The following is a 24,829-nucleotide window of genomic DNA, read 5'->3' as shown; positions in this document are numbered from 1 at the left end:
CTGTCGCTCTTGCCTAATTTCGCCAGTTGCGAAGCCCTACATTATAGCCTGTTGCGCAAATTTCAAGCAGTATCTGTCCCCGACGCGCGAATGCGGTCTCGCAATTCGAGCCGGCGGGCTTCCAGTGCCTTGTAGCGTTCCAGGGCTTTCGGGTCTTTTCCAACCGAAGCGATGGCCTCGCTCTGCTGGGCTTTGAGCCGGTCGTCGAGCATGAAGTCGAGCACGCTCCCCAGCTCCTTGGCGGCCTCGGCCAGGTGCTGTTCTTCCTCGCCTTCGGGCACCGGCCCGGCCTCGGAAACGCTCATGAGGCGCTCGGCCAGCGGCGCGAAATCGAGCCCGCGCAGGCCTTCGCGCAGCGCCGCCCAGGGCTGCACGCCATGCTCGTGCAGCTGGCTGTCCAGCCAGGTGAAGAGGGCGCCGTGCTCGCCCGGCAGGTCGCACAGCATCACGTGCAGCTCGTGCGACAGCGCCTCCCATTGCGCCATGTTCGACAGCACCAGCCGCACCGCCACGTCGGGCCGGCTCGGCGGCTTGCCGCGTCCGCGCAGCGGCTCGATGGGCTCCTCGAACTTGCCGCCCCAGCGCTTGCCCTTGGTGAACTTGCGCGGCTGGAACTTGGGTTTGCTCTCGTTTTCGTAGCGCGGCGGCTCGTAGTCCTGCGTCGGCGGCAGGTCCGGGTAGTAGTCGCCCGGGTCGTTGCCGTAGCTGTCGGGTTCGCTGTGGCGCTGCGGCGCCTGGGATGGCGCACCGCCACCCTTGCGCGGGCCGGGCGCGGCCGTGGCCCACAGGTCGGAGAGCGCCGCGGCGTCGAGCTGCACCAGCGTGGCGATCTCGCTGAGGAGCTGCCGCTTGAGCGCGCCGTCGGGCATGGCGCTCCAGAGCGGGCGCACGTTGCTTGTCATGTGGGCGCGGCCCTCGGCGGAGCTCAGGTCGCAGCCTTCGCGGGCGGCTTCGAGCATGAAGCGCGACAGCGGCGTGGCCTCGGCCACGAAGCCCGCGAAGGCCTCGGCGCCGTGCGCGCGGATGTAGCTGTCGGGGTCGTGCTCGGCCGGCAGGAACAGGAACTTGATGCTGCGCGTGTCGGTGGCATAGGGCAGGGCGCCGTCGAGCGCCTTGCGCGCGGCGCGGCGACCGGCGGCGTCGCCGTCGAAGCTGAACACCACCGATTCGGTGAAGCGGAAGAGCTTTTGCACATGCTCGGTGGTGCAGGCGGTGCCCAGCGTGGCCACCGCATTCGGAAAACCGAGCTGGGCCAGCGCCACCACGTCCATGTAGCCCTCGGTGACGAGTGCGTAGCCGCGGTCGCGGAAGGCGGCGCGCGCCTCGTACAGGCCGTAGAGCTCGCGGCCCTTGCTGAAGACGGGCGTTTCGGGCGAGTTCAGGTACTTGGGCTTTTCGTCGCCGAGCACGCGCCCGCCGAAGCCGATGCACTCGCCCTTGACGTTGCGGATCGGGAACATCACGCGGTCGCGGAAGCGGTCGTAGCGCTTGGCCTCCTCGTCGCTGAGCTTGCCTTCCTCGTTGTTGACGATCACCAGCCCGCTCTCGGCGAGCAGTGGGTCGTCGTAGTCGGGAAACACGCTGGCCAGCGCGCGCCAGCCGGCCGGCGCATAGCCGATGCCGAACTGCTTGGCGATCTCGCCCGACACGCCGCGGCCCTTGAGGTAGTCGATGGCGCCGGGCGCCTGGCGCAGCGCCTTGCGGTAGGCGTCGCCGGCTTTCTCTAGCACGTCGGTCAGCGTGGCCTGCTTCTGGCGCTGGCTGGCGGCGCGGGCGCGTTCGGCGGGCGAGACGTCGTCCTCGGGCACCTGCAGGCCGTACTGGCCGGCCAGGTCGTGCACGGCCTCGACGAAGCCCATGCCCGCATGTTCCATGAGGAAGCCGATGGCGTTGCCGTGCACGCCGCAACCGAAGCAGTGATAGAACTGCTTGGTCGGGCTGACCGAGAACGAGGGCGACTTCTCGCCGTGGAAGGGGCACAGCCCCATGAAATTGGCGCCGGCCTTCTTGAGCTGAACGTAGCGGCCGACGATTTCGACCACATCGGCGCGCGCGATGAGTTCCTGGATGAATGAAGCGGGGATGGTCATGGCTGCGGGGAGCGGCAAATCATACGCAAGCGCACGGGCGGCATACTGAACCCCGCCGCAAATCCACATCACGCATGAAGACGCCACTGCCTTTGCAACACGCCGCGCCGCTGCTGCGCCATCCGCTGCGCTTCGTCTGGGGCGCGCTCAAGGACTTTCGCGCCAACCAGGGCCTGCTGCTGGCGGGGGCGGTGGCCTACTACGCGCTGCTGTCCATCGTGCCGCTGCTGATCGTGAGCGTGATGGCGCTGTCGCACGTGATCGACCAGGCCGAGTTGCTGCGCACCATCGGGCGTTATCTCGAATGGCTGCTGCCGGGGCAGTCGAAAGCGATCGTGGCCGAGCTGTCGAGCTTCCTGGACCACCGCTCGGTGCTCGGGCCGGTGCTGCTGGTGACGATGATCTTCTTCAGTTCGCTGGCGTTCAGCGTGCTCGAAAGCGCGATGGCGGTGATCTTTCACCACCGCAAGGACGATCACAAGCGCCACTTCCTGGTGTCGGTGGCGATGCCGTACCTCTACATCCTGAGCCTGTGCGCGGGGCTGCTGCTGGTCACGCTGGTGTCGGGGGCGCTGCAGCTGGTGGGGCAGGAAAGCGTCGACCTGCTGGGGCGCAGCTGGTCGCTGTCGGGCATTTCGGGCCTGCTGCTGTACCTGCTGGGGCTGGGCGGCGAGATCTTCATGCTGACCTCGCTCTACCTCGTGATGCCGGCGGGGCGCATGTCGCTGCGGCATGCGCTGCTGGGCGGCGTGACCGCTGCGCTCTTGTGGGAGGCCACGCGGCGCGTGCTGATCTGGTACTTCTCGACGCTGTCGCAGGTGAACATCGTCTACGGCTCGCTCACCACGGCCATCGTGGTGCTGCTGAGCCTGGAAATCGCCGCCATGCTGGTGCTGATCGGGGCCCAGGTGATCGCGAACTACGAGCGCCTGGACCGCACCGGCAGCACGAAGCTGCCGGCGTCCGAGATCAGCGAGGGGCCAATCGAATCGCTCCGTCCAGACGAATCACCTCGCCGTTGAGCATGTCGTTCTCGATGATGTGCTTGGCCAGCTTGGCGTAGTCCTCGGGCGTGCCCAGGCGCGACGGGAAGGGCACGCTGGCGGCCAGCGCGTCCTGCACTTCCTGCGGCATGCCGAACAGCATGGGCGTGCCGAAGATGCCGGGGGCGATGGTCATGTTGCGGATGCCGCTGCGCGCGAGGTCGCGGGCGATGGGCAGGGTCATGCCGACCACGCCGCCCTTCGAGGCGCTGTAGGCGGCCTGGCCGATCTGGCCGTCGTAGGCCGCGACCGAGGCCGTCGAGATCAGCACGCCGCGTTCGCCGGTGGCTTCGGGCTCGTTCTTGCCCATGGCGTCGGCCGCCAGGCGGATCATGTTGAAGCTGCCGATCAGGTTGACCGTGACGGTCTTGCTGAACACCGCCAGCGCGTGCGGGCCGTTCTTGCCCACGGTCTTCTCGGCCGGCGCGATGCCGGCGCAGTTGACCAGGCCCATCAGCTTGCCGAGCTTGACGGCGGCAGCCACCACGGCTTGGCCGTCGGCTTCCTGGCTCACGTCGCACTTGACGAACACGCCACCGATTTCCTTCGCAACGGCTTCGCCCTTGTCAGCCTGCATGTCGGCGATCACCACCTTGGCGCCGTTGGCGGCCAGCATGCGCGCCGTGCCTTCGCCGAGGCCCGAAGCGCCACCGGTCACGATAAAAACTTTGCCGTCGATCTGCATTGAGAGTCTCCTGAAATGAGACCCGCATTATCGAAGACGGCCGCCGGCCAAAAAAAAGGCCTCATCCGAAGATGAGGCCCTGAATTGGATCCGTGAGGACCCAAGGAGACAACTGGTGGTGGTCGGTGCTTAGCGCTTGCGCGAAGCGGTGGCCGTCTTGGCAGCGGCGACGGCTTGGGTCGACACGGCGTTGAAGTTGGCTTCGGCGACGTCCGACGCTTGCTTGACGGCCTTCTGGACCGATTCGAAAGCGTTGTTGGCGGCGGCCACGGCGCTCTTGAGCACGGCGACGGCGGTTTCCGAACCGGCGGGGGCGTTCTTCGAAGCGCTGTCGACGAGGCCGACGAAGGCTTGCTGGGCTTCAGCGGCCTTGGCTTCGAAAGCCTTCGAGAATTCGGCGCTGGTGCCTTGGGCGATGTCGTACAGGTGACGGCTGTAGGCCGCGGTCTTTTCAGCCAGGGGCTGGAACAGGCTGGCTTGCAGCGTCAGCAGCTCTTGGGCGTCCTTGACGCTCAGGGCAGCCTGGGCGGTGCTCTGGGCTTCGGTCAGGGCGGCCTTGGAAGCGGTCACGTTCAGTTCGACCAGCTTTTCGACGCCTTCGAAGGCCTTGGTGGTCAGGCCGAACAGGGTTTCGAGGTTGGCTTTTTGGGCGGCGAGGATTTGGTCAGCGGTCAGGGCCATTTGAGATCTCCAGAAAGGATGATGGGGTGGTCGATTCACGTTGCGCTGCGCCTCGTCGTCTATGTTGCGGTGCAGCATGGCCTCAAGTATAGGCAGCTGAACGCGGCGATCAAGGGGTTTTTGTTGCTGTGCAGCAATTTAGAAGCGGCCTTCTAAATCCGGCCTGCGCGGCCAGAATGCGGCCATGCGTGCTTTCTATTCCGGGCAGTTCGTCCTGCCCCTGCCGCCGGGCCACCGCTTTCCCATGTCGCGCTACGCGATGCTGCGCGATCGCCTGCAGGAGCAGCTGCCGGCCGTCGAGATGGACCCGGCCCCGCGCGCCACCGATGACGAGCTGGCGCTGGCCCACACCCCCGAATGGATCGCCGCCGTCAGCGAAGGCCGCCTGAGCCCGCAGGCCATGCGCGAGATCGGCTTTCCCTGGAGCGAGGCGATGGTCGAGCGCTCGCGCCGTTCCACCGGCGCCACCATCGCCGCCTGCCGCGCGGCCTTCGCGGGCGGCGTGTCGGCCAACATGGCGGGCGGCACGCACCACGCCTATGCCGACAAGGGCAGCGGCTTCTGCGTCTTCAACGACGCGGCGGTGGCTGCGCGGCTGATGCAGGTCGAGCAGGCTCGCGCCGGCCGGCTGCTCAGGGTGGCCATGATCGACCTCGACGTGCACCAGGGCAACGGCACCGCCCGCATCTTCCAGGGCGACCCGAGCGTGTTCACGCTGTCGGTGCACGGCCAGAAGAACTTCCCGTTCCGCAAGGAGGCGAGCGACCTCGACGTGGAGCTGCCCGACGGCTGCGGCGACACCGACTACCTGGCGGCGCTGGAGCACGCGCTCGACGAGCTCGACCGGCGCTTCTCGCCCGGCCTCGTGATCTACCTGGCCGGCGCCGACCCCTTCGAGCGCGACCGGCTGGGCCGCCTCAAGCTGAGCTTCGACGGGCTGGAGGCGCGCGACCGCCGCGTGTTCGACTGGACCTGGCAGCGCCGCATCCCCACGGCCTTCGCGATGGCCGGCGGCTACGCCAGCGACATCGCCGAGACGGTGCAGGTGCAGCTGGGCACCTTCCGGGTGGCGCTCGATTACTGGCGCCGCTGGCAAAATGCCGCGCGATGAGCGCCCCCACACCACCCACCTCAACCCCCAAGCCCACGCCCCACACCCGCAGCGCCTACCGGGCGTTTCGCAGCATCCCGACGCGGTGGGCCGACAACGACATGTACGGCCACGTCAACAACGTCGTCTACTACAGCTGGTTCGACACCGCGGTGAACGCGCTGCTCATCGAGCGCGGCGCGCTCGATATCCACGGCGGCCAGACCATCGGCTTCGTGGTCGAGACGCAGTGCAACTACTTCGCGCCGGTGGCCTTCCCGCAGACGGTGGAGGCGGGCATCCGCGTGGCGCAGGCGGGCCGTTCGAGCGTGCGCTACGAGATCGCGCTGTTCGCCGAGGGCTCCGACACCGCGGCCGCGCAGGGGCACTTCGTGCATGTGTACGTCGACCGCGCGACGCAGCGGCCGGTGCCGTTGCCCGAGGCGCTGCAGCAGGTGGTCGATTCGCTGCGCGCCTGAGCGCCCGCCCTTGAAAAACGGCGCCCGCAGGCGCCGTTCGTGGATGAGTGGGGTGTGACCCCGCTTACATCGTCTTCTTCATGGCCTTGATGTCGGCCTTGCCCTGGGCTTCATCAGCCTTGGCCTGCTTCACGCAAGCGTCCTTGGCCGCGCCATTCTGGTCGTCGCACTTTTCCTTTGCGACCTCATAGGTGGCCTTCACCTTCTCCTCGGCCACCTTGCGGGCATGGCTGTCGCTCGGCTGGTACTGCTGCTCCAGCTCGGCCTTGGCCACTTCTTCCTTGCCCTTGGCTTCCTTCTGGCAGACGTCCTTGGCGTTGTCCTTCATCGTGTCGCACTGGGCCTTGGCGACCTTGTAGTCGGCCTCGACCTTTTCCTTGGCGACCTTGTACTCGTCCTTGGTCATCGCACCGGCCTGGCCGGCGACGAAGAAGGTGGAGGCGAGGGCGAGCATGACGAGGTGTTGTTTTTTCATGGTGTGTGTCCTTTGCGGTGAATGACAGGGAAAGAGAAGAGAAGGGAAGGGCGCAGGGCGCTTGCTTCTTTCTCAGTTCTTCTCGAACCAGAGCGCGTCCGGCGAGCGGCCGTCGCGAGATTCCCAGTCCTTGACCTGCTTCTCGGCCTCGTCGCGGCTGATGCCGTGGCGTTCCTGGATGCGGCCCAGCAGCTGGTCGCGCTTGCCGGCGATGACGTCGAAGTCGTCGTCGGTCAGCTTGCCCCACTGCTCGCGGACCTTGCCCTTGAGCTGCTTCCAGTTGCCTTCGATGGTGTCCTTGTTCATGCGAATCTCCTTGAAAAAGAGTGATGACCCGGCGGAACATGCCGCCGCCGTGAAATCAATGTCGCGTGAGTGATTCCCCCTGCCGGTAGGACGTGCAGTCCGGCCTTCGTAGGCAGAGGCCGACGCAGGCCGTGATAATGGAACGGACGCCGACGCCAGAGACCCGAGACACCGCGCACCGCACCATGATCATTCACAGCCTGCTCGACACCGACCTCTACAAGTTCACGATGATGCAGGTGGTCCTGCACCACTTTCCGGGGGCGCGGGTCGAGTACCGCTTCAAGTGCCGCAACCCGGGCGTCAACCTCGCGCAGTTCGCGGGACAGATCCGCGACGAGATCCGCAGCCTGTGCTCGCTGCAGTTCCGCGATGCCGAACTCGCCTACCTGCGCTCGATGCGCTTCATCAAGAGCGACTTCGTCGACTTCCTGGGCCTGTTCCGGCTCAACGAGAAGTACATCAACGTCATCCCCCAGCCCTCGGGCGAGCTCGAGATCCGCATCAAGGGGCCGTGGCTGCACACCATCCTGTTCGAGATCCCGGTGCTGGCCATCGTGAACGAGGTCTACTTTCGCAACACGCAGAAGAACCCCGACTTCGAAGAAGGCCGGCGCCGCCTCGACCTCAAGATCAGCCAGCTGCAGGAGGCCGGACTGGGCGACCTCAAGATTGCCGACTACGGCACGCGCCGCCGCTTCTCCAAAGACTGGCACGAAGAAGTGCTGCGCACGCTGACCCAGCGGCTCGGCGCCGTGGCCTCGCCGCCGGCCAAGTCGCCCGCGGGCGAGCGGCTGCCGCAGCTGGCGGGCACCAGCAACGTGCTGTACGCCATGAAGCTCGGGCTCATCCCGCTGGGCACCATGGCGCACGAATACCTGCAGGCCTGCCAGGCGCTGGGCCCGCGGCTGCGCGACAGCCAGATCTTCGGCTTCGAGAGCTGGGCCCGCGAATACCGCGGCGACCTGGGCATCGCGCTGTCCGACGTGTACGGCATGAGCGCCTTCCTGCGCGACTTCGACCTGTACTTCTGCAAGCTCTTCGACGGCGCCCGCCACGACAGCGGCGACCCGTTCCAGTGGGGCGAGCGCATGCTGGCGCACTACCACGCGAACCGGGTCGATCCGCTCACCAAGACGCTGATCTTCAGCGACGGCCTCACGGTGCCGCGCACCATCGAGCTGTACCAGCAGTTCCGCGGCCGTTGCCTGCTGGCCTTCGGCATCGGCACCAACCTCACCAACGACCTGGGCTACGAGCCGCTGCAGATCGTCATCAAGATGATCCAGTGCAACGACCAGCCGGTGGCCAAGCTGTCGGACACGCCGTCCAAGAACATGTGCGAGGACGAGAAATACCTGGCCTACCTGCGCCAGGTGTTCGAGATCGAACAACCCCCCGTTTGAAGGCTGTACTGACCTGTCTGGTACGGTACAGCCCCCATGAAGAAAACGATCCGACTGACGGCAGCCGCGGCGCTGCCGATGCTCTTTCCCGCCCTGGCTTTCGCCGCCGATTTCGACGGCGCCGCGCTCTCGCCGCTGTGGGGCGTGCCGTTCGCCGGCATCCTGCTGTCCATCGCGCTCTTGCCGCTGGCCACGCCTTCGTTCTGGCACCACCACTACGGCAAGATTTCCGCCGCCTGGGCGCTGGCCTTCCTGCTGCCCTTTGCCGCGACCTACGGCGCGGGGCTGGCGGGCGTGCAGCTCGTGCATGCGCTGGTGGCCGAGTACATCCCGTTCATCATCCTGCTCACGGCGCTCTTCACCGTGGCGGGGGGCATCCACATCCGCGGCAACTTGCACGGCACGCCGGGGCTCAACACGGCGATCCTGGCCATCGGCGCGGTGCTCGCGAGCTTCATGGGGACCACGGGCGCCTCGATGCTGCTGATCCGGCCGCTGATCCGGGCCAACGACAACCGGCAGCGCAAGGTGCACGTGATCGTGTTCTTCATCTTCATCGTGTCGAACGCGGGCGGCTCGCTCACGCCGCTGGGCGATCCGCCGCTGTTCCTCGGCTTCCTCAAGGGCGTGGGCTTCTTCTGGACCGCGCAGCACATCCTGCCCGAGACGATCTTCATCCTGGCCGTGCTGCTGGCGCTGTTCTATGCCATCGACCGCCACTTCTACCGCAAGGATGGCGTGCTGCCCGTCGACCCGACGCCCGACACCCCGCGCCTGGGATTCGACGGCGCGGCCAATTTCTGGCTCTTGGGCGGCATCGTCGCGCTGGTGCTGCTGAGCGGCTTCTGGAAATCGCCCGTGGTGTTCGACGTGTTCGGCACCGAGGTCGGCCTGCCGGGCCTGGTGCGCGACGTGGGGCTGGCGCTGATCGCCGTCGTCTCGTACAAGCTCACGGCGCCCAAGGTGCACGCCGACAACCAGTTCGAGTGGGGCCCGATGGCCGAGGTGGCCAAGCTCTTCGCCGGGATCTTCCTGACGATCATCCCGGTGATCGCCATGCTCAAGGCCGGCACGCAGGGCCCGTTCGGCGCCATCGTCGCGGCCGTGACGCGCGCCGACGGCCAGCCCGACCCGGCCATGTACTTCTGGGTCACCGGCATCCTGAGCTCGTTCCTGGACAACGCGCCGACCTACCTCGTGTTCTTCAACACGGCGGGCGGCGACCCGGCGGCGCTCATGACCACCTATGCCAGCACGCTGGCCGCCATCTCGGCGGGCGCCGTGTTCATGGGCGCCAACACCTACATCGGCAATGCGCCGAACCTGATGGTCAAGGCCATCGCCGAAAGCCGCGGCGTGCGCATGCCCAGCTTCTTCGGCTATATGGCGTGGTCGGGGGCGATCCTGGTCCCGCTGTTCGTCCTGTGCACCTTCATCTTCTTCCGTTGATCCTTCCAGCCCTTCAAAGAAAGAGACACGTTCCATGAGCAGCAAGCCCAAGATCCTGGTCGCGCGCGCGGTGTTCCCCGAAACCCTCGCGCGCCTGGCGCAGCATTTCGAGGTCGAGTCGAACCAGGCCGACGAGACCTGGAGCAAGGACCAGCTGATCGCCAAGCTGCAGGGCAAGCAGGGCGCCTTCACCACCGGCAGCGAGCGCATCGATGCCGCGGTGCTCGACGCCTGCCCCGAGCTGAAGATCTGCGCCAACATGGCCGTGGGCTACAACAACTTCGACGTCGACGCCATGGCCGCGCGCGGCGTGCTGGGCACCAACGCGCCCGACGTGCTGACCGAGACCACGGCCGACTTCGGCTTCGCGCTGCTCATGGCCACCGCGCGCCGCATCACCGAGAGCGAACACTTCCTGCGCGCGGGCAAGTGGGAAAAGTGGAGCTACGACATGTTCGCCGGCTCCGACATCCACGGCTCGACGCTCGGCATCATCGGCATGGGCCGCATCGGGCAGGGCATCGCCAGGCGCGGCGCGCACGGCTTCGGCATGAACGTGATCTATCACAACCGCTCGCGCCTCGACGCCGCGCTCGAGGCCGAGTGCAAGGCCCGCTATGTCGGCAAGGACGAGCTGCTCAAGACCGCCGACCACGTCGTGCTGGTCGTGCCGTACTCGCCGGCCTCGCACCACACCATCGGCGCGGCCGAGATCGCGCTCATGAAGCCGACCGCCACGCTGGTCAACATCGCGCGCGGCGGCATCGTCGACGACGCGGCACTGGCCGTGGCGCTGCGCGAGAAGCGCATCGCCGCCGCCGGCCTCGACGTGTTCGAGGGCGAGCCCAAGGTCCACCCCGACCTGCTGACCGTGCCCAACGTGGTGCTCACGCCGCACATCGCGAGCGCCACCGTGCCCACGCGCCGCGCCATGGCCGACCTCGCGGCCGACAACCTCATCGCCTGGGGCACCGGCAAGGGGCCTCTGACGCCGGTCACGCCGGTGCCAGCGGCCACGAAGTAACCTGAAACCTGACCGCGAGCGCGACACGCCCCCACCTTGGAACTGACGGATCTGATTCTTCTCGCACTGGCCGCACTCGCCGTGGTGCAGCTGGTGCTGGTCATCTGGCTGCTGGCCCGCCGGCCACCCCCACCTGATCACAGCGAAATGCTGGGCGTGCTCGCCGCCATGGGCCGCGCCAACGAACGCACCGAGCGCGAGCTGCGCCACGAGATCGGCGAAGGCTCGCGCGGTGCACGCCAGGAAACCGCGCAGGCCTTCGCCACCTTCCAACAGTCGCTGGTGCAGCAGGGCGCCGAGGCCACGCGCACGCAGAACGCGCAGCTCGACGCCTTCGCGCTGCAGCTCGCGTCGCTGCAGAAGACATTGGCCGACACGCTGAACACCCAGCTGCAGGGCCTGAGCGAATCGAATGCGCGGCGCCTTTCCGAGGTGCGCACGACCATGGAAACCCAGCTGGCCCAGCTGCAGCAGAGCAACACCGCCAAGCTCGACGAGATGCGCAAGACCGTCGACGAGAAACTGCAGAGCACGCTCGAGGCGCGCCTGGGCGAAAGCTTCAAACAGGTGGCCGACCGGCTCGAGCAGGTGCACAAGGGCCTGGGCGAGATGCAGACGCTGGCCGTCGGCGTCGGCAGCCTGCAGCGCGTGCTGACCAACGTGAAGACGCGCGGCGTGTTCGGCGAGGTGCAGCTCGAGGCCCTGCTCGAGCAGGTGCTCACGCCCGAGCAGTACGCGCGCCAGATCGAGACCAAGCCGCGCAGCGGCCAGCGCGTCGACTTCGCGATCCGCTTCCCGGGGCGCGGCGACGACGGCGCGCCGGTGTGGCTGCCGATCGACGCCAAGTTTCCGCGCGACGACTACGAACGCCTCATCGACGCCCACGAGCGCGCCGATGCCGCCGGCGCCGAGGCCGCGGCCAAGGCGCTCGAGACGCGCATCCGCGTCGAGGCCAAGTCGATCGCCGAGAACTACCTCGCGGCGCCGCACACCACCGACTTCGCGATCCTGTTCCTGCCGGTCGAAAGCCTCTATGCCGAGGTGCTGCGCCGCCCCGGCCTGATGGACGCGATCCAGCGCCAGCACCGTGTGACGCTGGCCGGCCCGACCACTTTGCTCGCCATGCTCAACAGCCTGCACATGGGCTTTCGCACGCTGGCGCTGGAGCGCCAGGCCTCCGAGGTCTGGAAGGTGCTGGGCGCGGTCAAGACAGAGTTCGAGCGCTACGGCGAATGGGTGGCGCGCATCAAGGAGCAGGTGGCCAAGGCCTCCGACACCATCGACAAGGCCGACACGCGCGCCAAGCAGATGCGCCTGGCGCTGCGCAAGGTCGAGGCCTTGCCCGAGGCGCAGTCGCAGGCGCTGCTGCCGCCCACGGCCGACACCGACAGCGAGGCCGACGACACCCCGTGAAAGGTTCTGAACTGCTGCGCGTCATCGTGGCGCAGGTCTGTTTGCACGCCACGATGGCGGGCATGCGGCTCGCCACACCGCTGCTCGCGCTGCAGCAAGGCTACAGCGCAGCGGCCGTCGGCCTGCTGATCGCGCTGTTCGCGCTGACCCAGGTGTTTCTGGCGCTGCCGGCCGGGCGCTTCGCCGACCGGCACGGGCTCAAGCGACCGCTGTGGTTGTCGGTGATCGCGGCCTCGGGCGGGGCAGGGCTGGCGCTGATTTTTCCGGTGTTTCCCGTCATGTGCATCGCCGCGCTGCTGACCGGCGGCGCCACCGGCGCGACCGTCATCGCGCTGCAGCGGCACGTGGGCCGCTCGGCCACCGACCCGACGCAGCTCAAGCGCGTGTTCAGCTGGCTGGCCATCGCGCCGGCGGCGGCGAACTTCGTCGGGCCCTTCCTGGCCGGGATGCTGATCGACCACGCCGGTCGCGCGCCGGCCGACCTGCTGGCCTTTCGCATCTGCTTCGCCGTGATGGCCTTTTTGCCGCTGCTGTGCTGGCTGCTGGCGCGCGGCGCGCACGAGCCGCCGCGGGTGGCGCCGGTGCCGGGCGCCGCGCCCACCCGCGCCTGGGACCTGCTGCGCGAGCCGATGTTCCGCCGCCTGCTGTTCGTGAACTGGCTGCAGTCGTCGAGCTGGGACGTGCACGCCTTCGTGCTGCCGGTGCTGGGTCACGACCGAGGCATCAGCGCCTCGGTGATCGGCTCCATCCTCGGCGCCTTCGCGATCGCCGCGGCAGTCATCCGCATCGTGTTGCCGCTGATCGCGTCGCGTGCGTCGGAGCGCAGCGTGATCCTGAGCTCGACCGTCGTCACTGCGGCCGTGTTCGCCATCTACCCGCTGCTGAATTCACCGTGGACCATGGGCATCTGCTCCGTGGTGCTGGGCTTCGCACTCGGCGCGGTGCAGCCAATGGTGATGAGCATGCTGCACCAGATCACGCCGCATGCCCGGCACGGCGAGGCGCTGGGGCTTCGGCTCATGACCATCAACGCGTCGAGCGTCGCGATGCCGATGCTGTTCGGCTCGCTCGGTGCGCTGATCGGCATTGCCGGTGTGTTCTGGGTGGTGGGCGGCGTGCTGGCGCTGGGCGCCAAGGCAACCTGGGGATTGAAGCTGTGACGGCGGTTTGAACCCCACGTTGCAAATGACAGTAATTCTCATTTGATTGACAAAATACTGACTCGAAGTCAGTATCGACGCCTTCTTTCTTCCTGACCCGAAGGCGTCCATGGACTCCCATTCCCCGTCGGCGGCTGCCGACCCGCGCCGCCGCCTGGCCCTGGTGGCGGCGGTCTACCTCGGCAGCTTCATTGCCACGCTCGATGTGAGCATCGTCAACGTCGCGCTGCCCACGCTGCAGCGCGCGCTCGCCACCGACCTGGCCGGGCTGCAGTGGGTGATCGACATCTACGCGCTGTGCCTGTCGGCCTTCATGCTGTCGGCCGGCCCGATCGGCGACCGCTACGGCCGCAAGCGCGCCTGGCTGGCCGGCGTGGTGGTCTTCACCGTGGGCTCGGCGATGTGCGCGATGGCGTCGGGGCTGCCCATGCTGCTCGCGGGTCGCGCGGTGCAGGGCGTGGCGGGTGCGCTGATGATCCCGGGCGCGCTGTCGCTGCTGGCGCATGCCTTTCCCGAGCCGGCCAGCCGCGCGCGGGTGATCGGCGGCTGGTCGTCGTTCACGGCGCTGTCGCTGATCCTCGGGCCGATGCTCGGCGGGCTGCTGGTGGACCATGCGGGCTGGCAGAGCATCTTCCTCATCAACCTGCCGATCGGCGTGCTGACCGTGGCGCTGGGCATGTGGGGCCTGCGCGAGTCTTCGCATCCCGAGCATGCGGCGCTCGACCCGGCGGGGCAGGTGCTCAGCGTGCTCTGGCTGGGCGCGCTGACCTACGGGCTCATTGCTGCGGGCGAACACGGCTGGGGCTCGCGCCACGCGGCGGTCGCGCTCGTCGCGGCGGGTGTCGGGCTGGCGCTGTTCCTGGCCGTGGAGGCGCGCGTGGAACGGCCGCTGCTGCCGCTCGCGCTGTTCCGCGACGCGCGCTTTTCGGTCACCAACTTCGCCTCGTTCGTGCTGGGCTTCTCGACCTACGCCAGCCTGTTCTTCTTCTCGCTGTTCCTGCAGCAGGTGCAGGGCTGGTCGGCCAGCGAGACCGGCTGGCGATTGGTGCCGCAGTTCGTGGCGACCGGCCTCGTGGCCTCGCAGTTCGGACGGCTGGCGCGCCGCTTCGAGGTGCACACGCTGATGGTCGCGGGCTACGGGCTGATCGGCGTGGCGATGCTGCTGCTGACGCTGTTCTCGGCCGACACGCCGTACCTGCCGCTGGCGCTGCTCTTCGTGGCGTTGGGGGCGGGCGCGGGCCTGGCCGTGCCGGCCACGAGCACGGCGGTGATGGCCTCGGTGCCCGCGCAGCGCTCGGGCATGGCCTCGGCCACCATGAACGCGCTGCGCCAGGGCGGCATGCTGATCGGCATCGCGCTGCTCGGCACGCTGATGCGCACGCGCGCCACCGCGCTGATGGCCGAATCGCTTGCGCGTGCCGGCGTGCCCGATGCGCCGCAGGCGGCCGTGGCGGCGGTGTCCCGCCACGACCTCGGCGCGCTGGCCGCGCTCGACCCGGGCGTGGCGCAGCGGCTGCTGAGCGATGCGCTCGCGGGCGGCTTCCACGCCGCGATGGCCTGCGCCGGCGTGGCCGGCCTGGTGGCGGCGGGGCTGCTGCTGCGCGTCAGGCCGCGGGCCGCCGCGCTCGCCGCCCCCACGCGCGCCTGAGCCGTTCGCCATGCCCGCCGTCCGCATTCCCTTCCTGCGCCGCAGTGCCCGGCGCCTTCCGGTTGTCTACAAGGAGTCTTTCATGATCCGTCACGAACTCAGTCAATGGCCGCTGGTCATCAGCGTGTCCGCAGGCCTGCAGACGCTGGAAAGCCTGCAGGCCTTCACCGAAGACTGGAACCGCTGGCTCGACCGCGGCGAGCCCTTTGTCTCGCTGCGCGTGTTCGCGGACGCCGACGCGTTGGTGCATCCCGAGGGCAGCGCCCAGAGTGCCAAGCAGTGGCTGCAGGCGCGCGGCGCCGACATCCGCCGCCATATGATGGGCATGGCGAGCGTGGTGCCCGCCGACCAGTTCGAGAAGATCAGCAAGATGAACGTCGAAAAACTCTTCGGCATTCCCGCGAGCACCTTCGCCCGCACCGACGAGGCCCTGGCCTGGCTGCGCGAGCGCGTGCTGGCCCCGCGCGGCCTGCGTCTCGATGCCGCGGCGGTGCACGCCGCCATCGACACGGCACGCGCCGGTGCCATGGCCGGTTCTTGAGCATGACAAGCAGCAGCCCCGACGACGCTCCCGCCACCGCCACCGCCACCGCCGCGCGCCGCCGCACCAAGGCGCCGCAGACCCGCGCCGTCGCGCTGATGGACGCCGCCGAGCAGCTGTTCATCGCCAAGGGCATCCCCGCCACCAGCATCGACGACATCGCGGCCGGTGCGCAGGTGGCCAAGGGCACCTTCTACCTGTACTTTCCGTCGAAGGAGGCGCTGCTCGGCGCGCTGCAGCAGCGCTTCGTCGACACCTTCTGCGCCCGCCTGCAGGAGGCGATGGACCGCCACGCGCCGGGCAAGTACCGGGCGCGGCTCAAGGCCTGGGTGGAAGCGGGGCTGGAGACCTACCTGGACAACGTCGCGCTGCACGACGTGGTGTTCCACGAGTACCGGCCCGAGGACCGGCGCATGCGCAACGACAACGTCGTCATCACGCAGCTCGTGACCCTGCTGACGCAAGGCGACGCCGCGGGCGTGTGGGAGGTCGAGGACGCGACGCTGACGGCCGTGATCCTCTTCAATGCGCTGCACGGCGTGGCCGACGATGCCGTGGCCATGGGGCCGCACGCGAACCCCGTGGCCGACCGCCGCCGCCGCGCCCGCGCGCTCACGCGCTTCTTCGAGCAGGCCCTGCGGCCCGACGACAGCGACGACGCCTGACCGGTACGGTCAGAGCTTGTAGAAACGCTTGATGGCGTCCCAAGCGTCTTCCGGCGCGTCGACGTATTCGAAGAGCTTCACGTCGCCGGGCGAGATCACGCCTTCGTCGACCAGGAAATCGAAGTCGATCAGCTTCTTCCAGTAGTCCGAGCCGAAGAGCACGATCGGCACCGGCTTCGACTTCTTGGTCTGCACCAGCGTGATCACCTCGAACAGCTCGTCGAGCGTGCCGAAGCCGCCCGGGAACGCCACCAGCGCTTTCGCACGCATCATGAAATGCATCTTGCGGATCGCGAAATAGTGGAACTTGAAGCTCAGCGCCGGCGTGACGTAGGGGTTGGCTTCTTCTTCCATCGGCAGCGCGATGGCCAGGCCGACCGAGAGGCCGCCGGCCTCGTGCGCGCCGCGGTTGGCCGCCTGCATGATGCCGGGGCCGCCGCCGGTGCACACGAAGAGCTTGTCCTGCGGTTCCTTCTTCTCGCTGTACTGCGCGACCAGCTTGCCGAAGGTGCGCGCCTTCTCGTAGTAGTGCGAGTTGCGCGAGAGCCGGCGCCAGCGCTCGGCCAGGGCCGTGTCGCCGGCCGCCTCGGCCTGCGCGACCAGCGCGGCGGCTTCGTCCTCGCTGCGGAAACGCGCGCTGCCGAAGACCACCACCGTGTTCTCGATGCCGTGGGCGCGCTGCTCGAGGTCGGGCTTCATCAGCTCGAGCTGCATGCGGATGCCGCGCGTTTCGCGGCGCAGCAGGAACTCGGGGTCGGCGAAGGCCAGGCGCGAGGGATCGGGATCGAGGGGCAGGCCCCGGTCGGAATGGGACTGCAGCGTGGCCCAGGCATCGGCCAGGCGCTTGTCGTGAATGTTGTGCGTGTTGTTCATGAAACGATCGTCGAACGGAATTGGCTTGGCATTGTGCGCCGATGCAACCCGCGTGCCCGCCAACGAAAAAGGCTCCTTGCGGAGCCTTCGTCGTGGTGGTGGTCAGCCGGGTGCAGACGCGCTCAGACGCGCTTGCGGTATTCGCCGGTGCGGGTGTCGATTTCGATCTTGTCGCCTTGCGACACGAACAGCGGCACGCCGACTTCGAAGCCGGTGGCGATCTTGGCGGGCTTCATGACCTTGCCCGAGGTGTCGCCCTTGACGGCCGGCTCGGTCCAGGTGATTTCGCGCTCGACGCTGGTGGGCAGTTCGACCGAGATGGCCTTGCCGTCGTAGAACACCACTTCGACGGCCATGCCGTCTTCGAGGTAGTTCAGGGCGTCGCCCATGTTCTCGGCTTCGACTTCGTACTGGTTGTACTCGGCGTCCATGCAGACGTACATCGGGTCGGCGAAGTAGGAGTAGGTGCACTCCTTCTTGTCCAGCACGATCTGGTCGATCTTGTCGTCGGCCTTGAAGACCACTTCGGTGTTGAAGTTGGCGATCAGGCTCTTCATCTTCATGCGCACGGTGGCGCTGTTGCGGCCGCCGCGGCTGTATTCGGTCTTGAGGACGACCATCGGGTCCTTGCCGTGCATGATGACGTTGCCGGCGCGGATTTCTTGAGCGATTTTCATATCAGGTTCTCTGGATGTTGGCCGCTCGGTGCGCGGGGCCCTCGGCGCTGCATGCCGTCGTATCTGGCCCCGCCGTACATGTCCCGCGGCAGGTTTGGCGAAAGGCCTCCCCGACCGTGGCGGCCAGGGCTGAATTCCGCAAAGCCCGCTATTTTAGCTTTTTCCGGCGACCAGCTGCCGCAACTGGGCCAGCAGATCGTCCTGCGCCAGCAGCCTGCCGCGCGCCGCATGGGCGGTTTCGCGCCAGGCATCCAGCGGGCCGGGCGCGGGCAGGGGCGCTTCGCCGAAGCCGTTCCAGGCGTGGTGAAAAAGCCGCAGCTCGGGCGGGGCGCCGAGCCAGTCGAGCCAGGCGTTGAGCTTGACGTGGTGCGCGTCGTCGTCCTGCGGGTAGATCTGCCAGACCAGCGGCGCGCCGGCCCAGAGGGCGCGCACCAGCGAGTCTTCGCCGCGCACGAAGTTGAGGTCGCAGGCCCACAGCAGATGGTCGAAATCCGCCTGGCTGAGGTAGGGGAGGTATGAAATTGATAGCGAACCCTGGCCGCCCGGCGGGCGATCGGGCGTGTCGGTGTTCGCAAGGCAGGCCTGCACCGCATGCGCGGCCCGGCCCGCGGTGACCAGCAGCCGCGTGGGCACCGGGTCGGCGGCCAACCGGGCGAGCAGGGCGGCCAGCGCGGGCGGCTCGTAACAGAAGAGCGACACCAGGCGCTCGCCTTCCTGCCAGGGAACCTGCTGCGCCTGCAGCCAGCGCGCCCGGTCGAAGCGCGCTTGGCGCGCCATCAGGTCGGGCTCGCGCAGCAGGCCCCCGGTCGCGGGCGTGAAGCCCGGGTAGAAGAAACGTTTCGTCAGCCCGGCGCCCGGACCCTTGAACACGGGCGAGGGCAGCCGGTGCAGTTTCTCGACATAGGGCTCGGCCGACAGGTACTCGAGGTTGATCCAGGCCTGCGCATGGCTCGGGGCCTGCGCGAAACGCGCGATGAGTTCCGGCTCCGGGTCGCAGCCGAAGGCCTCGACCAGCACGTTTGGCGCCGGGTCGGCAACCGCGCGGCGCACGGCTTCGGCGTCGGACCAGTCGATCACCTGCACGCCGTCGCAGCCGGCCGGCGCCATCCAGTTCAGCGCCGTGGGGTCGTCGACCCACAGCCGCGCGCGCTCGCCCGCCGCCGCGAGCTGGCAGGCCAGGCGCCAGCAGACGCCCAGGTCGCCGTGGTTGTCGATGACCTTGCAGAAGATGTCCCATTGCATGCGCGTGCCCATGGCCGCGAGTGTGCCTGTCTTCGCGGTCGCTCAGGCGCGGGCGAAAACGCGGCCCGCTTGCTATGCTGCCCTCGCCACAACAACCATCGGAGAGAGCCAGACCATGAGGATGCAGACCCGTCGCCGTTCGTCGTTTTCTTCTTCGCCCTTGAGCAGCGCCAAACGCGGCGTGCTCGCGCTCTCGCTGGCCCTGGCCGGCATGGCCGGCGCCCAGGCCCAGACCGCGCCGATCACCGCGCAGCAGCAGCGCTTTCGCGAGATCTACAAGGAACTGATCGAGATCAACACCACCCACTCGGTGGGCGACAACACGGTCGCGGCGCGGGCCATGGAAAAACGGTTGGTCGACGCGGGTTTCGCGCCCGGCGACATCCAGATCTTCGAGCCCTTCCCGAAGAAGGGGAACCTGGTGCTGCGCTTCAAGGGCGACGGCAGCAAGAAGCCGCTGCTGCTGCTGGCCCACATCGATGTGGTCGAGGCCCGCCGCGAAGACTGGAAGACCGACCCCTTCAAGCTGCAGGAAACCGGCGGCTACTTCACGGCGCGCGGCGCCATCGACGACAAGGCCATGGCCGCGGCGCTGGTCTCCGTGCTGGGGCAGCTCAAGCAGGAAGGCTTCAAGCCCAAGCGCGACATCATCCTGGCGCTCACCGCCGACGAGGAGCGCGGCGACGCGCTGAGCAACGGCGCCTTCTGGCTCATCAACAACAAGCCCGAGCTGCTGCAGGCCGAGTTCGGCATCAACGAGGGCGGCGGCGGCGAGCTGCGCGGCGGCAAGCCGAACCTGCACCGCATGCAGGTGGCCGAGAAGATGTACACCACCTACATGCTCGAGGCGCGCGACGTGGGCGGCCACAGCTCGGTGCCCACCAAGACCAACCCGATCTACGCGCTCTCGGCCGGCCTGGAGCGCCTGGGCAACTACGCCTTCCCGATCAAGCTCGCGGACGTCACCAAGACCTACTTCGCGCGCAGCGCCCCCTTCGCCACCGGCCAGCTGGCCGACGACATGCGCGCCATCGGCAGCGGCAACCCCGACGCCGGCGTGCTCGAGCGCATGACGGCCAACCCGGCCTACAACGCGCAGTTGCGCACCACCTGCGTGGCGACGATGGTGCAGGCCGGCCATGCCGAGAACGCGCTGCCGCAATCGGCCAAGGCCACGGTCAACTGCCGCATCCTGCCGCACGACGATCCCGAGGAGGTCGAGCGCTTGCTGACCCAGGCCGTGGGCAACGACAAGATCGTGGTGCGCAACATGGGCAAGCCGCTGCGCAGCCCGGCCTCGCCGCTCAACGGCGACCTCGTGAAGACGGTCGAGACGCTCACGCAGCAGATGTGGCCCGGCGTGCCCGTGGTGCCCGCCATGAGCACCGGCGCCACCGACAGCCGCTTCCTGCGCAACGCCGGCATCCCGATGTACGGCGTGACCGGCATGTTCCTCGAGCCGGCCGATGCGCGCGCGCACGGGCTGGACGAGCGCATCGAGATCCAGCGCCTGTACGACGGGCGCGAGTTCCTGTACCGACTGGTGTCGGAAGTCGCGAAGTAAATAGATAGATAAGTGATCAGGCCAAAGGGCCGGCGCGGTGAAGGCTGCGCCGGCCCTTGGCCGTTCAGGGCGTGAAGGTGTCGCCCAGCACGATGCCTTCGCGGCGCGGGTCTGCGCCGCCGGTCAGCGCGGGCTTGCCGCCGACGTTCGTGCGGATGATGGTGCTCACGCCGCTGGACTGCGCCCCGAGGTTCACCGTGTGGCCGAGCGCGCGCAGGCCGGCGATCAGCGGATCGTTGTTGCCTGAGTTCGAGGTGTCGATGGCCGGGTGCTCGCCGCCCACGTTGGTGAGGCTGTAGGTGGCGCCGGGGGGCGTCGGTGGTGGGGTGTTGGTGGCACCGAAGTCGACCAGTGACGTGGCTTGTTGCGCATCGAGTCCCCAGTCGAGCGCGCCAACCAGCGTCTTCACCACGTACTGGATGATCGTGCCGCCGCCCGGCGAGCCGGTGCCCATCACGAATTCGCCCATGCTGCCGTCGGCGTTCTTCTTGAACACCAGCGTCGGCGCCATCGTGCTGCGCGGGCGCTTGCCGGGGGCGACGCGGTTGGCGAACTTCACGTTCGGGGTCACCGAGGTGTCGATCGGGTTGAGTGCGAAGTCGGTCAGCTGGTTGTTCAGCAGGAAGCCCTGCGTCATGTGGAACGAGCCCATGCTGCCTTCCACCGTCGTGGTCATCACGACCACGTTGCCTTGCTTGTCGACGACGGTGAAGTGCGTGGTGCCATGCTCTTCGGTCTTGTCGATGCCCAGCGGCACATCGCCCCGGTCGCCAGCCTTGGCGAGATTCATGCTCTTCGTCAGGCTGATGAGGCTGGCGCGGCCCTGCAGGTAGGACTTGTCGATCAGCATGGCGGGGCTGCCGCCGGGCAGCGGCACGAAGTCGGTGTCCGCCACGTACTTGTCGCGGTCGGCATATGCCAGCCGCTCGGCCTCGCTCACCAGGTGCACGCCCATCACGCTCGGCCTGCCGCCTTCGAGGTCGATGGCGGTCGGCTTGTACAGGCCCAGGTTGAAGGTCTCGAGGATGCCGAGCGTCGCCACCACCGCGATGCCGCCCGAGGACGGCGGCGACATGCTGCAGATGTAGTACTCGCGGTAGGTGCTGCAGACCGGGTCGCGGCGTTTGGCCTTGTAGTTGGCCAGGTCGGCCAGCGTGGTCTTGCCGGGCGTGATGGCCGAGCCGTCGACGGCGGCGCTGACGCCGATCTTGTCGACGATGCCCTTGGCGATGTCGCCCGTGTAGAAGGCGTTGGCGCCCTGTGTGGCGATCGTGCTCAGCGTCCTGGCATAGGCCGGGTTCGTGAGCTTGGTGCCCAGCGCCTTGGGCGTGCCGTCGGCGTTGAAGAAGTAGGCCGTGGCGTCGGCGTCGCGCTTCAGGTATGCCGCGGAACCCGCGATGGCGCCCGCCATGCGTCCACCGATCAGGAAGCCGTCGGACGCCAGTGTGATGCCATAGCCGAACAGGTCTTTCCAGGGCAGCTTGCCGTGGTCTTGATAGGCGAGGTCGAGCATGCGCACGGCGCCGGGCGTGCCGATGGAGCGGCCGCTCCAGCGGGCGCCGCCGGGCTTGGGTGCGGTTTGGTCGTTCGTGTCGTCGATCCAGCGCAGGTAGTTCTCGGTGGCTGCGGCAGGCGCCGTCTCGCGACCGTCGTAGGCCTGCACCTTCTTCGTCGCCGCGTCGTAGTGAAGCATGAAGGCACCGCCGCCCAGGCCGCTCGACTGCGGCTCGACCAGGCCGAGCACGGCCTGCACCGCCACCGCCGCATCGACCGCGCTGCCGCCGGCCTTGAGCACGTCGCAGCCGGCCCGCGTGGCCAGCGGGTGGTTCGCGACCACCATGTAGTTCTTGGCGTACACCAGCTTGTGGCCGGGCACGTAGCCCGACGCCGGCTCCGGCGCGGCCGGATCGCCCGGGTCGCCCGAGCCGACGACCACGGAGGTGCCGCTGCTCGGAATCTGGCAGCCGTTGTCGGCGGCGGGCGGGGCCGTGGGCGTGGGCTGGTTGGCCGCGTTGATCGCGGCGATGGCCGCGACCAGTGCGGCGTTGTTCTGCGCGTTGTTGTTGCTGTTGCCGCCGCAGCCGGCCACGGCCAGCGAGAGCGCGAGGGGCGTCAACGCCCACCATGCGCGCACGGAGTTCTTCTTCATGAATATTTCCCTTTGCTGTTAATTTGAATGCCAAAAAAGACAATGGGCGCCCCCCGGCGCCCGCTGCGATCTTGAGCACATTCCGTTCCTGTCCGTGTCGCCTTTGCGTCGGGCCCAGCCGGCCCTCACGCCGCGCGCCACAATAGCCGCCATGTCCGACGTGCATTCCGATCAATTGCTCAGCGAAGTCGCGGCCCTGCCGCAGTTGCCGGGTGTCTACCGCTATTTCGACGCGGCCGGCGCCGTGCTGTATGTGGGCAAGGCGCGCAACCTCAAGAAGCGGGTTGCCAACTACTTCCAGAAGAGCCACGGGGGCACCCGCATCGGCCACATGATCTCGAAGATCGTGCGCATGGAGACCACCGTGGTGCGCTCCGAGGCCGAGGCGCTGCTGCTTGAGAACAACCTGATCAAGACGCTCAAGCCGCGCTACAACATCCTGTTTCGCGACGACAAGAGCTACCCCTACCTGAAGATCGCCTCGCACGGGTTTCCGCGGCTGGCCTACTACCGCGGCGCGGTCGACAAGAAGCACCGCTACTTCGGTCCGTACCCGAGCGCGTGGGCGGTGAAGGAATCGATCCAGCTGCTGCAGAAGGTGTTCCGCCTGCGCACCTGCGAGGACACGGTGTACGCCAACCGCACGCGGCCCTGCCTGCTGTACCAGATCAAGCGCTGCAGCGGCCCCTGCGTGGGCCTCATTTCGCCCGAGGCCTACGCGCAGGACGTGGCCAGCGCCGAGGCCTTCCTGCTCGGCGACACGCAGGGCGTGCTCTCCACGCTGGAGCAGCGCATGACGGCGCATGCCGAGAAGCTCGAGTTCGAGCAGGCGGCCGAGCTGCGCAACCAGATGTCGGCGATCTCGCGCGTGCTGCATCAGCAGTCGATCGAGGTGGTGTCCGACAAGGACGTGGACATCCTCGCGGTCAAGGTGCAGGGCGGCAAGGCCTGCGTCAACCTCGCGATGGTGCGCGGCGGGCGCCACCTGGGCGACCGCGCGTACTTTCCGGTGCATGTGGACGACGCGGCACAGATCCACCATGGCGAGCTCGACGCCGAAGAAGGTGCCGACCCGGTGGTCGCCGACCCGATCGAGGTCCAGGTGCTCGAGGCCTTCATCGCCCAGCACTACATCGACGTGCCGGTGCCCGCCACGCTGGTGCTGGGCCGGCAGGTGAGCCGCGCGCTCATCGAGGCGATCTCGCAGCAGGCCGGCGCGCGCGTCACGGCGGTGTTCCAGCCGCACGAACAGCGCCGCCACTGGCTCGAGATGGCCGAGACGAATGCCGGCCTGCAGCTGGCGCGGCTGCTGGCCGAAGAGGGCTCGCAGCAGGCGCGCACCCGCGCGCTGGCCGACGCGCTCGAGCTGGCGTCGGACGACCTGGACAACTTCCGCGTCGAATGCTTCGACATCTCGCACACGGCGGGCGAGGCCACGCAGGCCTCGTGCGTGGTGTTCGCGCACCACACGATGCAGAACCGCGAGTACCGCCGCTACAACATCGAGGGCATCACGCCCGGCGACGACTACGCCGCCATGCGTCAGGTGCTGCACCGCCGCTACGGCAAGCTGGCCGAGGCGATGGCGGCCGAGACCGAGGCCCTGGCCCCGGGCGACGCGGAAAGCGAAGGGGCCGAAGGCGTCGAGGCGCCGCCGCCCAGGACGCCGGCCGCGCGCATGCCCGACCTGGTGTTGGTCGACGGCGGCAAGGGTCAGGTGTCGATGGCGCGCGAGGTGTTCAGCGAACTGGGCCTGCCGCTGTCGCTGATCGTTGGCGTCGAGAAGGGCGAAGGCCGCAAGGTCGGGCTTGAAGAACTGGTGTTTGCCGACGGCCGCGAGAAGGTCTACCTCGGCAAGGATTCGGCCGCCCTGATGCTCGTGGCCCAGATCCGCGACGAGGCGCACCGCTTCGCCATCACCGGCATGCGGGCCAAGCGCGCCAAGGTGCGCGTGGGCGGCAGCCAGCTCGAAGACATTCCGGGCATCGGCCCGAAGCGCCGGGCGCGCCTGCTGCAGCGTTTCGGCGGCATCCGCGGCGTGGCGGCGGCGAGCGTCGAAGACCTCACCTCGGTCGAGGGCATTGCCACCGAACTGGCCGAGGAAATCTATCGCGCGCTGCGTTGAAGCCGGGATTGCCCCCGTCCTTCCGGCGCTTCACGCGTGCATGA

22 protein-coding genes are annotated in these 24,829 nt (G+C 68.1%); 13 read left to right on the top strand and 9 right to left on the bottom strand.

Features of this window, described 5'->3' with window-relative positions:
* Nucleotides 1-62: 62 nt before the first annotated feature.
* Entirely contained in the window at nucleotides 63-2,090 is a 2,028-nt protein-coding gene (gene dnaG, locus AC1RLW_RS09615; protein WP_493192883.1) for a DNA primase, read from the bottom strand.
* A 74-nt stretch (nucleotides 2,091-2,164) separates the two neighbouring features.
* On the opposite strand from dnaG, the gene AC1RLW_RS09610 reads away from it, so the two are divergent.
* The gene (locus AC1RLW_RS09610) at nucleotides 2,165-3,112 is read left to right on the top strand and encodes a YihY/virulence factor BrkB family protein (RefSeq protein ID WP_139705423.1); all 948 of its coding nucleotides are present in this window, start codon (nucleotides 2,165-2,167) and stop codon (nucleotides 3,110-3,112) included.
* Here AC1RLW_RS09610 and AC1RLW_RS09605 read toward each other — a convergent pair.
* Nucleotides 3,060-3,818 (bottom strand): 3-hydroxyacyl-CoA dehydrogenase, encoded by a 759-nt coding sequence (locus AC1RLW_RS09605; protein ID WP_354347228.1) that lies wholly within the window; start codon nucleotides 3,816-3,818, stop codon nucleotides 3,060-3,062. The two genes, AC1RLW_RS09610 and AC1RLW_RS09605, sit on opposite strands and share 53 nt — an antisense overlap.
* Before the next feature lie 129 nt (nucleotides 3,819-3,947).
* Nucleotides 3,948-4,499: a phasin family protein gene (locus AC1RLW_RS09600; RefSeq protein WP_062470565.1), complete on the bottom strand. Its 552-nt coding sequence runs from the start codon at nucleotides 4,497-4,499 to the stop codon at nucleotides 3,948-3,950.
* A gap of 184 nt (nucleotides 4,500-4,683) precedes the next feature.
* Here AC1RLW_RS09600 and AC1RLW_RS09595 point away from each other — a divergent pair, with 184 nt between their 5' ends.
* Both AC1RLW_RS09595 and AC1RLW_RS09590 read left to right on the top strand, forming a co-directional pair.
* Complete coding sequence (locus tag AC1RLW_RS09595) at nucleotides 4,684-5,610, top strand: histone deacetylase family protein (RefSeq protein ID WP_493192882.1); 927 nt, start codon at nucleotides 4,684-4,686, stop codon at nucleotides 5,608-5,610.
* Nucleotides 5,607-6,068, top strand: coding sequence for an acyl-CoA thioesterase (locus AC1RLW_RS09590; RefSeq protein ID WP_492695178.1), 462 nt, complete (start codon nucleotides 5,607-5,609; stop codon nucleotides 6,066-6,068). Before AC1RLW_RS09595 ends, AC1RLW_RS09590 begins: the two co-directional genes overlap by 4 nt.
* 64 nt (nucleotides 6,069-6,132) lie before the next feature.
* Here the strand turns inward: AC1RLW_RS09590 and AC1RLW_RS09585 are convergent, their stop codons facing one another.
* Together AC1RLW_RS09585 and AC1RLW_RS09580 are read right to left on the bottom strand one after the other, a co-directional pair.
* The gene (locus tag AC1RLW_RS09585) at nucleotides 6,133-6,543 is read right to left on the bottom strand and encodes a hypothetical protein (RefSeq protein ID WP_159277576.1); all 411 of its coding nucleotides are present in this window, start codon (nucleotides 6,541-6,543) and stop codon (nucleotides 6,133-6,135) included.
* Between the two features lie 72 nt (nucleotides 6,544-6,615).
* Nucleotides 6,616-6,849, bottom strand: a complete 234-nt coding sequence (locus AC1RLW_RS09580) for a CsbD family protein (protein WP_062470554.1) — start codon at nucleotides 6,847-6,849, stop codon at nucleotides 6,616-6,618.
* A 185-nt stretch (nucleotides 6,850-7,034) separates the two neighbouring features.
* Here AC1RLW_RS09580 and pncB point away from each other — a divergent pair, with 185 nt between their 5' ends.
* From pncB to AC1RLW_RS09540, 8 genes are all read left to right on the top strand, one after another.
* On the top strand, nucleotides 7,035-8,255 hold the full coding sequence (gene pncB, locus AC1RLW_RS09575) for a nicotinate phosphoribosyltransferase (protein ID WP_070059637.1): 1,221 nt from the start codon (nucleotides 7,035-7,037) through the stop codon (nucleotides 8,253-8,255).
* Nucleotides 8,256-8,291: 36 nt separating this feature from the next.
* Nucleotides 8,292-9,704, top strand: coding sequence for a sodium:proton antiporter (locus AC1RLW_RS09570; protein WP_493192881.1), 1,413 nt, complete (start codon nucleotides 8,292-8,294; stop codon nucleotides 9,702-9,704).
* A 34-nt stretch (nucleotides 9,705-9,738) separates the two neighbouring features.
* Nucleotides 9,739-10,728 (top strand): 2-hydroxyacid dehydrogenase, encoded by a 990-nt coding sequence (locus AC1RLW_RS09565; RefSeq protein WP_492738197.1) that lies wholly within the window; start codon nucleotides 9,739-9,741, stop codon nucleotides 10,726-10,728.
* A gap of 42 nt (nucleotides 10,729-10,770) precedes the next feature.
* On the top strand, nucleotides 10,771-12,141 hold the full coding sequence (locus AC1RLW_RS09560) for a DNA recombination protein RmuC (RefSeq protein ID WP_493193069.1): 1,371 nt from the start codon (nucleotides 10,771-10,773) through the stop codon (nucleotides 12,139-12,141).
* Complete coding sequence (locus tag AC1RLW_RS09555) at nucleotides 12,138-13,301, top strand: MFS transporter (RefSeq protein WP_070059634.1); 1,164 nt, start codon at nucleotides 12,138-12,140, stop codon at nucleotides 13,299-13,301. The genes AC1RLW_RS09560 and AC1RLW_RS09555 overlap by 4 nt, the downstream gene beginning before the upstream one ends.
* Before the next feature lie 109 nt (nucleotides 13,302-13,410).
* On the top strand, nucleotides 13,411-14,949 hold the full coding sequence (locus AC1RLW_RS09550; RefSeq protein WP_493192880.1) for an MFS transporter: 1,539 nt from the start codon (nucleotides 13,411-13,413) through the stop codon (nucleotides 14,947-14,949).
* 82 nt (nucleotides 14,950-15,031) lie between these two features.
* Nucleotides 15,032-15,490: a hypothetical protein gene (locus AC1RLW_RS09545; protein WP_095950973.1), complete on the top strand. Its 459-nt coding sequence runs from the start codon at nucleotides 15,032-15,034 to the stop codon at nucleotides 15,488-15,490.
* Nucleotides 15,491-15,492: 2 nt separating this feature from the next.
* Nucleotides 15,493-16,155 carry a TetR/AcrR family transcriptional regulator gene (locus AC1RLW_RS09540; RefSeq protein ID WP_493192879.1) on the top strand — a complete coding sequence of 221 codons (663 nt, stop codon included), beginning with the start codon at nucleotides 15,493-15,495 and terminating at the stop codon, nucleotides 16,153-16,155.
* 9 nt (nucleotides 16,156-16,164) lie between these two features.
* On the opposite strand, the gene AC1RLW_RS09535 is transcribed toward AC1RLW_RS09540, so the two are convergent.
* From AC1RLW_RS09535 to earP, 3 genes are all read right to left on the bottom strand, one after another.
* Nucleotides 16,165-17,028: an LOG family protein gene (locus tag AC1RLW_RS09535; protein ID WP_070059745.1), complete on the bottom strand. Its 864-nt coding sequence runs from the start codon at nucleotides 17,026-17,028 to the stop codon at nucleotides 16,165-16,167.
* A gap of 122 nt (nucleotides 17,029-17,150) precedes the next feature.
* The gene (gene efp, locus AC1RLW_RS09530) at nucleotides 17,151-17,705 is read right to left on the bottom strand and encodes an elongation factor P (RefSeq protein ID WP_062479082.1); all 555 of its coding nucleotides are present in this window, start codon (nucleotides 17,703-17,705) and stop codon (nucleotides 17,151-17,153) included.
* 153 nt (nucleotides 17,706-17,858) lie between these two features.
* Nucleotides 17,859-18,959: an elongation factor P maturation arginine rhamnosyltransferase EarP gene (gene earP, locus AC1RLW_RS09525; RefSeq protein WP_493192878.1), complete on the bottom strand. Its 1,101-nt coding sequence runs from the start codon at nucleotides 18,957-18,959 to the stop codon at nucleotides 17,859-17,861.
* Between the two features lie 103 nt (nucleotides 18,960-19,062).
* On the opposite strand from earP, the gene AC1RLW_RS09520 reads away from it, so the two are divergent.
* Nucleotides 19,063-20,511, top strand: a complete 1,449-nt coding sequence (locus AC1RLW_RS09520) for a M20/M25/M40 family metallo-hydrolase (RefSeq protein WP_493192877.1) — start codon at nucleotides 19,063-19,065, stop codon at nucleotides 20,509-20,511.
* Nucleotides 20,512-20,575: 64 nt separating this feature from the next.
* On the opposite strand, the gene AC1RLW_RS09515 is transcribed toward AC1RLW_RS09520, so the two are convergent.
* Complete coding sequence (locus AC1RLW_RS09515; protein ID WP_493192876.1) at nucleotides 20,576-22,660, bottom strand: gamma-glutamyltransferase family protein; 2,085 nt, start codon at nucleotides 22,658-22,660, stop codon at nucleotides 20,576-20,578.
* Between the two features lie 151 nt (nucleotides 22,661-22,811).
* Between AC1RLW_RS09515 and uvrC the strand changes: the two genes are divergently transcribed.
* Nucleotides 22,812-24,785, top strand: a complete 1,974-nt coding sequence (uvrC, locus tag AC1RLW_RS09510; protein WP_493192875.1) for an excinuclease ABC subunit UvrC — start codon at nucleotides 22,812-22,814, stop codon at nucleotides 24,783-24,785.
* Nucleotides 24,786-24,829 lie beyond the last annotated feature (44 nt).

It is taken from the genome of Variovorax sp. GW822-FHT04A09 (genome assembly GCF_058801005.1).
This window is presented reverse-complemented; position numbering and strand designations above follow the sequence as displayed.